General features: G+C 38.5%; 10 protein-coding genes and 1 other RNA gene. 4 read left to right on the top strand and 7 right to left on the bottom strand.

The annotated features are described in order from the left end of the window. Positions 1-156 precede the first annotated feature (156 nt). From rplT to smpB, 7 genes are all read right to left on the bottom strand, one after another. Entirely contained in the window at positions 157-501 is a 345-nt protein-coding gene (rplT, locus tag KKD20_06740) for a 50S ribosomal protein L20 (protein MBU4332772.1), read from the bottom strand. A gap of 153 nt (positions 502-654) precedes the next feature. Continuing rightward, entirely contained in the window at positions 655-846 is a 192-nt protein-coding gene (locus tag KKD20_06735; GenBank protein MBU4332771.1) for a 50S ribosomal protein L35, read from the bottom strand. 127 nt (positions 847-973) lie between these two features. Further along, positions 974-1492: a translation initiation factor IF-3 gene (gene infC, locus KKD20_06730; protein MBU4332770.1), complete on the bottom strand. Its 519-nt coding sequence runs from the start codon at positions 1490-1492 to the stop codon at positions 974-976. 20 nt (positions 1493-1512) lie between these two features. Beyond that, complete coding sequence (locus tag KKD20_06725; GenBank protein ID MBU4332769.1) at positions 1513-1746, bottom strand: four helix bundle protein; 234 nt, start codon at positions 1744-1746, stop codon at positions 1513-1515. Positions 1747-1764: 18 nt separating this feature from the next. Next, the gene (locus KKD20_06720; protein ID MBU4332768.1) at positions 1765-1920 is read right to left on the bottom strand and encodes a hypothetical protein; all 156 of its coding nucleotides are present in this window, start codon (positions 1918-1920) and stop codon (positions 1765-1767) included. A 46-nt stretch (positions 1921-1966) separates the two neighbouring features. Beyond that, positions 1967-2361, bottom strand: a transfer-messenger RNA (tmRNA) gene (ssrA, locus tag KKD20_06715). A gap of 135 nt (positions 2362-2496) precedes the next feature. Then, positions 2497-2949 carry an SsrA-binding protein SmpB gene (smpB, locus tag KKD20_06710; protein MBU4332767.1) on the bottom strand — a complete coding sequence of 151 codons (453 nt, stop codon included), beginning with the start codon at positions 2947-2949 and terminating at the stop codon, positions 2497-2499. A gap of 391 nt (positions 2950-3340) precedes the next feature. On the opposite strand from smpB, the gene KKD20_06705 reads away from it, so the two are divergent. The 4 genes from KKD20_06705 to KKD20_06690 all read left to right on the top strand — a co-directional run. Continuing rightward, positions 3341-3829 (top strand): hypothetical protein, encoded by a 489-nt coding sequence (locus KKD20_06705; GenBank protein MBU4332766.1) that lies wholly within the window; start codon positions 3341-3343, stop codon positions 3827-3829. A 486-nt stretch (positions 3830-4315) separates the two neighbouring features. Beyond that, on the top strand, positions 4316-6298 hold the full coding sequence (locus KKD20_06700) for a hypothetical protein (protein MBU4332765.1): 1983 nt from the start codon (positions 4316-4318) through the stop codon (positions 6296-6298). Between the two features lie 38 nt (positions 6299-6336). Next, positions 6337-6729, top strand: coding sequence for a four helix bundle protein (locus tag KKD20_06695; protein ID MBU4332764.1), 393 nt, complete (start codon positions 6337-6339; stop codon positions 6727-6729). 48 nt (positions 6730-6777) lie between these two features. Then, positions 6778-7478, top strand: a 701-nt coding sequence (locus KKD20_06690; protein ID MBU4332763.1) for a hypothetical protein, incomplete at its 3' end; no start/stop codon positions are given.

Raw genomic sequence — 7478 nt, 5'->3', positions numbered from 1 at the left:
TGAACAAAGTTTATGACAATTTAATCAAAGGTATTCCCATTTTTAAACAATACATTAGGTATATTGCCAAATATCTCAAGTGAGACTCTAAGCATATCGCTTTTAAATAAAATAAACCCCTTTGTATAGGGTTATTTTTATTTTTTTTCATAAAAATTATTTAATAGTATCAATTATTTTCCCAAACACCCCAGGCTCATTCTCCGCCAAATCAGCTAAAACTTTCCGGTCTAATTCTACATTTTTCTTTCTCAGGGCGTTTATAAAAGCAGAGTAGGAAAGTCCATGCTCACGCACTGCGGCATTGATTTTGATATTCCATAAAGCCCGGGCAGTGCGTTTTTTAGTCCGTCGGTCGTGATAAGCATGAACCCCGGCTTTAATAACAGCGGTTTTTGCTTGTTTGATCAGGTTTTTCCGGCCCCACTTATAACCTTTGGCTTGCTTGAGGAGTTTTCTACGTTTTTTGATATGAGTTGTACCGCGCTTGACTCTGGGCATAATGGTTATTTATTGCTTTATTAATTTATTGGTTTATTCCAGCCAGAGGCTGGTCGGCCTTTGGCTGATATTATTCTTTTTTATTACGCTCGCTCGCCTGCGGCTCGCTCGCTTTTATTAACTTTATTAGCCATTTATTAACCCTATTAACTACTATTGTATACTCGCTTTTATTATTTTATGAGTCGTTTTTGATATTGTTTTATCTCGTCTTTTGCCTTTTGTCACCTTCCCGCTTTCTCGAGAATTAAAATGACTTTGGCCGCAAGTCCTCATAATCACCTTGCCGCTCCTTTTTTTAATTTTAAAACGTTTGGAAATTGTTTTACGGGTTTTTAATTTCATAGAATCACTAATTTACACGAATTTGGTCACTAATTTCACGAATCACGAATCAGATGTAGTAATGAGATAATATGACAAGGAAGCAATATAACAATATAACAATATAACAATATAACAATTTAGCAATTTATTTTTTCCTCACCATCACGCTCAATCTCCCCCCCTGCTTTATTAACGGTTGTTCAATAATAGCATTTTCTCCTAAATTGTCAACAAATTCATTAACAATCTCTTTTGCCAAGTCAAAATGCTGGCGTTCTCGGCCCATTAGCTTCATCTCAATTTTTACTTTATTTCCCTGGTCTAGAAATTTTTTTGTCTGGTTGATTCTTATGTCTTTATCATGTTTGCTGATGCGCAAGGAAAGCCGAATGCCCTTGGTCTCACTTTTTTTGGCCTTGATTTTGGCTTTTTGCTGGCTTTTTTTGTGCTCGTATAAAAATTGACCAAAGTCCATTATCTTGGCCACTGGCGGGTCGATTTTGTCAGTGATTTCTACTAAGTCTAATTCTTTTTCTTGAGCTAAAATAAGAGCTTCACTTGTTTTTAAAACACCCAGGTTTTTACCCCCATCGTCAATAACCCGCAGTTTGGGGGCATGTATTCGGTTGTTGAGGTTGTAGTACTTTTTAATAATTGCGTTTATTAGTTTATTACTTTATTAATTTATTTTTTGTTTTTTTGGGTTTTTACCCTTTTGATAAGTTTATTGATTTCAAACGGCAAGTCTTTTTTAACTTCTCTAATCTTTTTAATCTCTTCTTCGGAGAGCAAATCTCTTTCCATTGTTTTTGAAAACCAGTCATTAGATTCAAACAGTGAACGTCGCGCATAGTGGTAGAAACGAATTGTATCATTGAAAAAGAAAGCGCCATATCCCTCGGCGATGTTAGCCGCAATCGAATCGACCGCCCTTGTTCATTGGTCACCAAGCGTTTTTTTACAAAAATAATCCCAGTTTTTGACAATCTCCCATACAATTTTTCCAAAAGTTCTGGCCAACAAATATGCTCTGACTTTATTTAAATTTTCAACCGGCGCATACGAACCTTCATTGGGCTCATCACCAGTCATAATCTAATAAATTAATAAAATAATAAATCAATAAAGCCGAGTCGAATGGTGGAGATGGCGGGTATTGCACCCGCGTCTAGAAAGGATAAAATATCAATTTCTACCAATATAGCTCATTTTAAAATTCAATTTAGATGCTAAAAATAAGCAAAACCATCTAAACCAAAGTTCGTTTGTTTTTGGTAATGGACTCCGAACAAAATCCGCTACCTATCCCACTATTGGCACTAGACAGTTTAGTAGGAGTCAACTGCCCAGTGGTCGTTGCATTAAACAGCGACAGGAGCAAAAGCGGGCACTGCAAAAGCGCGAGCTAATGCAGATTTCGCTTTGCTAACAAATGATTTGGCATTTGTGATTAATAAAATCAGTTTTATATCATGATTTTAAGGATAGTTGGCATTGATATCTGATCAAATTCCATCGAATTAAGACATCCCCTCGTTGGAAAATCCTAAATCCTAAATTCCAAATCCTAAACAAATTCAAATTATCAAAACTTAAAACTCAAAATGAAATATTTGAGAATTAGAAATTTTATTAGGTGAATTAGAAATTAGGTGAATTAGAAATTTTTTAATATTTCTGTCGCAGGCTTCTCCGGATGTGTCGTTCCGTTTCTCGTTTTTTCAGCTCTTCTCGTTTATCCCTTTTCTTTTTTCCTTGAGCTAAAGCAATTTCAATTTTAACGAGCTTGTGTTTAGTATATATCGAAATAGGCAGGATTGTCAAGCCCGCGTTCTTGCTTTTGCCCATCAGGGAATTTATTTCTTTTTTGTTTAATAATAAAATCCGCGGTCTTAGGGGGTTATAATTTTTTTGGGCCATGAGAGCCGGTGGATAGGGGGCAATATAACAGTTGACAAGCTGAGGATTTGTGTTAGGCGGGACAATAACATAACTACCCCTAAAATCTATTTTTCCCTGCTTGGCAGATTTTACTTCAGGCCCAGTTAACACAAAACCAGCCTCGAATTTTTCTAGGATTTTATAATCATGAAAAGCCTTTTTGTTGGTGGCGAGGAGCATTGGTAATCATTAAAGCACGAGAGCACCAGAACATTAAAGCACGAGAGCACCAGAACATTAAAGCATTAAAGCAAGTTTGCTTTAATGCTTTCTTGCCTTAATGCTTTAATGTTTCAAGGATAGCATAAAATGATTAAATTTTCAATCATGGTAAGGCAGAAAAATATTGTAAGATATTAACACAGGAGATTTGCATTATTTTTATTAGTGGTTTAGTATAAAATAATAGATAGGACAGCAGGGGAGAGGCAAGGATTTTTTTGCAACAGGCATACGTACCAGAAACACTGAATCTTCGCGTGAGTTCGTTTGACCTTTGGGCGTTACAGGGTTCAAGGTATCTAGGCTCGTTTAAAATTCTTTATACTTTAATTATTAACTGGAAAAATTTATGCCAAAGGCAACTACCAATTCAGAAGAAACCAAGGAAACAAAAACAGATACACCAATAGGCCGGGTGGGTCGCCAGAAAAAGAAGGGACATGGCAAATGGTTATTTGTGGTGGTCGTGATTGTTATAGTAGCAGGCGGAGGTTATTTGATTAATAATTATTTCGGGGCCGGTATTGGCAGCAGTTCTGAATGGCAAGCAGTATTTTTGACAAACGGCCAAGTTTATTTCGGGCATGTCAAAGATGAGAATAAGTCAACCGTGGTGTTGCGAGACATATACTATCTGCAGGTGACCGAAGCTTTGCAGCAGGCCGACCAGGGCGGGGAAAGAGCCAACGAACTTTCTCTAGTAAAGCTTGGCAACGAATTACACGGTCCAAAAGACGAAATGAGAATTGTTAGAACCAACGTGTTATTTATTGAGGATTTAATGCCGGATTCTAAAGTTGTGCTGGCTATAGAGAATTATCTTGCTGATCAGGAATAATTTTGTATTGTTAGACAAAAAATCACTCTAATTCAGGGGTGATTTTTTGTATAAAATTATAAAAAACTGGAATAATATAAAAATAAAATAATAAAATAATATAAAAATAAACGAAAATTTTATTATTTTATTATTTTATTTTTATATTTTTATGTTCTTGTATTCTTGTATTTTTAAAAATAAGGATTGTGGATAACTTTATAGTCAATTTTTTACTTGAAGAACAAATTTTATATGCTTGTATTTTTTTAGCTAATCTAAGCTAAATATCGGATATTATCGGATATCCCATATATAACGATATCGGATATAGAATACGCTTGACAGAGGTGCTATAATACAAGTATAATTAAAATAGAGTAAACCCCGCACCAAAGGCGCCGTTTATTGGTAGGATTAGATCCCGAACCGATTATAAGGTGGGCCTCCGATTTTCTTAAAAGCATTCTTTTGGTACGGGGTAAATATTATTTTTTTCTTAGTCCCATGCCTAAGAAGACCCTTTCTCAAGGTCTTATTCTTGAGGATAAAAAAGCCAAAATATCCGATACCAATTCCTCCAACGATTCCTCTGATAATCGGGATTTTATCTCCTTGACGGAGGCAGCTTTTCGTTGTAGTTATACCCAGGAATATCTTTCCCTTTTAGCCAGACGCGGAAACTTAAAAGCAAATAAGTTAGGACGCAATTGGGTAACCACGAAAGCATGGTTGATTGAGTATTTGGAAGCCCATCCCCAAAAAATTTTGGCCTATAGGACTCAACTTATTGCGTTAAAAAAAGAGGTTAGCCAGGAGCAGGCCAATACCCAGAGTATGGAAAAAGAAAAGGCGGCTAAGAAAATCCTTGCTGATTTTGGGGGCAGCAAATCATCCCGGCCCTTGGTTGTGCTTCGGGAGCCAACTGCTGATCGTTTGTTTTATTTTTTTGCGGATATTTTGCGAGCGCCGGTTGTTTCCTCGGTAAAATTTTTAATGCTATTCATCCGTGGAGTTTATGAATTGTTGACTTTGTCGCTTTGGGGTTTTATCCAAGGCCTTGGTTGCGTCAAAAGTTTTTTTGTCGGTCTGCTTCATCCCTTAAATTTTTATAATCAAACGCGTTTAATTTTAGAGCGCCTGCCAAAACTGCAACGGGTCAGAGTTGTTTGGTCGGGCGTTTTTGTTTTTGCTTTTTTCCTAAGTTCGTTTTTAAATTTAGCTCTGCCGGTTTTTACTCAGCAGTTTAATTATCGAGTTGATAACGTTGTCTCCCCTATGGTTAATTATTCGGGTCGCTTTGTTCGGGGGGCGGTGTTAACGGTTGTAGGTTGTGATGCCTATTTGCGAAAGACTTTGCCGCGGGGCGGGGACTTGGTTGTCCAAGAATTTGCGCGGTCGTATAAAAACGTTTTTTCTTCTTTTAGCTCTATTGGGCAGAATATCAGGACTGCCATTTTGAAGGATACCCAGGAATTGGTCCAGGTTCCAAAATCAAGAATTATGTTATTACAAAAGTTTGGTTACAGGGCTCGACATTTTGCCAGTAATTTTTTGCTTACCACGGTTGATAAATTTGGACAAGTTGCCGGTGTTAATGAAGGGGAAGATTTAGATAGTGGTTTGGCTGAAGATTCTGATTGGGCGCCCCAACAACTTGGTGGTGATTCCTTGATTGCCGAACAAACCTTGGGTAAAGTTATAACCGAAAGTCAGGCTTTGAGTTTCCTGGTGGCGGATAAATTAAGTGATGATGTGGGGCAGTTTAATGTTTTGGCGGCTGGCGGGTTATTGGCGCCGGGGCGAAGGGCTGTTTTAAAGCGAGTTTCTCAAGATGCCGCTAATATTGCCGGGCTTTCCCGCTTTGTTGCCGGATATGTATTAGCAGCCCAAGCGGCAGGCGAGCAAGAGGTGGCAAAGTTTAGCGCGCCTTTCGAAACCCAAGAATCAAAAGCCGTTTCTTATCTTGAAAGCGATTGGCAAGAGCTGGCCCACATTGGCCGCTCTGATATCAAGGAGATGAAACAGTGGTTAGTAATCCGGCTGGGGCGGCTTAAAGATTCGGGTAACAAATTGTATGACAGTTTTTCGGCTTTACTTGGGGGCGTGGAAGATGGATTGGGCAATACTTATTTAGTGCTTAGCGATTTTATTCATAAAAGCACAAAAGACGATTTTTATTCCTTTGACGGTTTAGTCCGAGAAACTCCCCGTTCTTTAGATAAGCCCGGGCCCACTACGGCAGAACTTGCCGCCGGAAAAACGCCGCAAGGCGTTGTCGGGGCAGGGGGCGATGAGACCGGCGCAGTTGTGGCTCCTTTGACCGAGGAAGAAACCAAAGAAGAAACCGTGGCCCGATTAAAAGAATCTTTTAGTGATAAAGTGGAGTTTGAGTTTGATAGTGATAAGGAAACTGGAACAATCAGGCCGGTGCATCCAGCTACGCCGGAGGAGAAATATTTGTATGTTATTGTGCCGGTGCGGGAATAATAGATATTTATAGATATTAATTGATACTTGTTGATATTATGGAGAAGAAATTTATTCCATTAAAAAATTTAGAGGTTTATAAATTATCCAGAGAACTGTCTAAAATTGGTTGGGATATTTATGAAAGTTTGAACTGGCAAGATAAAAAAATCATGGGTGACCAGTTTATTAGAGCTACAGATTCAGTGGGAGCAAACATAGCCGAGGGATATGGTAGATTCCATTTCTTGGATAGAATTAGATTTTATTACAACAGTAGAGGCTCTTTAAATGAAGCCATTACTCATTGGTTGGAATTGCTTAACGAGAGAGGAAAAGTTGATGAAGCTAGGTGCAAACAAATGAAAAATATTGCTAACAGATTGTCTCTGAAACTTAATAATTTTATCAGTTCAACTTATAAAACGAAAAATGACAATAAATCTCAATGAATGTCTACCAATATCTATTAATATCAACAAATATCTATCAATATCAATATGTTAAAAATATTTAAAATTCTGCTCCTTGCAACAATTATTATTTCACCGGTACAAACATCGGCTTTGATGGAATCCCCGTCTTACCGCATTGATTACGAACGGATTTCGTCCGGCGGCGGGGTTGAAGGCAGTGACGGCTATAATATGCTAGAAACTTTAGGTGAGTTCGGAGCCGGCGCGGGCGCCAGTGATAATTACCAAGTTGGCGCGGGCGAAGCTTATGGGATTATGGCTGATGTTACTCCAGCACCAACTTTGCTTGATAATGGTTCGTATAATTCGCTTAATTTTCGCATTAATCGCGGTCGGGAATACGAGGATGATCCGGCTATGGTCCTGCATCTGAAGTTTAATCAAGATCCTGTATTTGATTATTATACGACAACTGGCGTCGCGTCAGAAGAAGTCAACACCACCTCAACCACGAAGATTGCCCAAAAGTTCCAGACTGGCACTTCCACTGATTTCATCGGCTCAATTGACATTTATCAAACTGCAGGCGATGATCTAGTTGGAAATTTCACCATTGAGACTGATAATGCTGGCCAGCCATCAGGCGCAATTGTTGGCGATGGGGCCACGGGAATTACTTTGAATGCAGGCTCGGCTACTCATGTTAAATTAGCCAGTTCAACCCAAGTGGTTTCTAATAATATCTATTGGCTAATTTTCGCTCCAAGTTCTGGCTCGGGTTCTTT

This window comes from Patescibacteria group bacterium, from assembly GCA_018896645.1.
Lineage (GTDB): Bacteria > Patescibacteriota > Patescibacteriia > UBA2591 > JABMQE01 > JAHIMF01.
Note: the sequence above shows the minus strand (reverse complement) of the source record. Positions and strands in the feature narration are given on the sequence as shown.

Excerpts from the sequence above, each read along its gene's own strand:
- KKD20_06735 (MBU4332771.1), bottom strand. The coding sequence starts at position 846 with ATGAAATTAAAAACCCGTAAAACAATTTCCAAACGTTTTAAAATTAAA.
- smpB (MBU4332767.1), bottom strand. The coding sequence starts at position 2,949 with ATGCTCCTCGCCACCAACAAAAAGGCTTTTCATGATTATAAAATCCTA.
- KKD20_06700 (MBU4332765.1), top strand. The coding sequence starts at position 4,316 with ATGCCTAAGAAGACCCTTTCTCAAGGTCTTATTCTTGAGGATAAAAAA.
- KKD20_06705 (MBU4332766.1), top strand. The coding sequence starts at position 3,341 with ATGCCAAAGGCAACTACCAATTCAGAAGAAACCAAGGAAACAAAAACA.
- KKD20_06695 (MBU4332764.1), top strand. The coding sequence starts at position 6,337 with ATGGAGAAGAAATTTATTCCATTAAAAAATTTAGAGGTTTATAAATTA.
- KKD20_06720 (MBU4332768.1), bottom strand. The coding sequence starts at position 1,920 with ATGACTGGTGATGAGCCCAATGAAGGTTCGTATGCGCCGGTTGAAAAT.
- rplT (MBU4332772.1), bottom strand. The coding sequence starts at position 501 with ATGCCCAGAGTCAAGCGCGGTACAACTCATATCAAAAAACGTAGAAAA.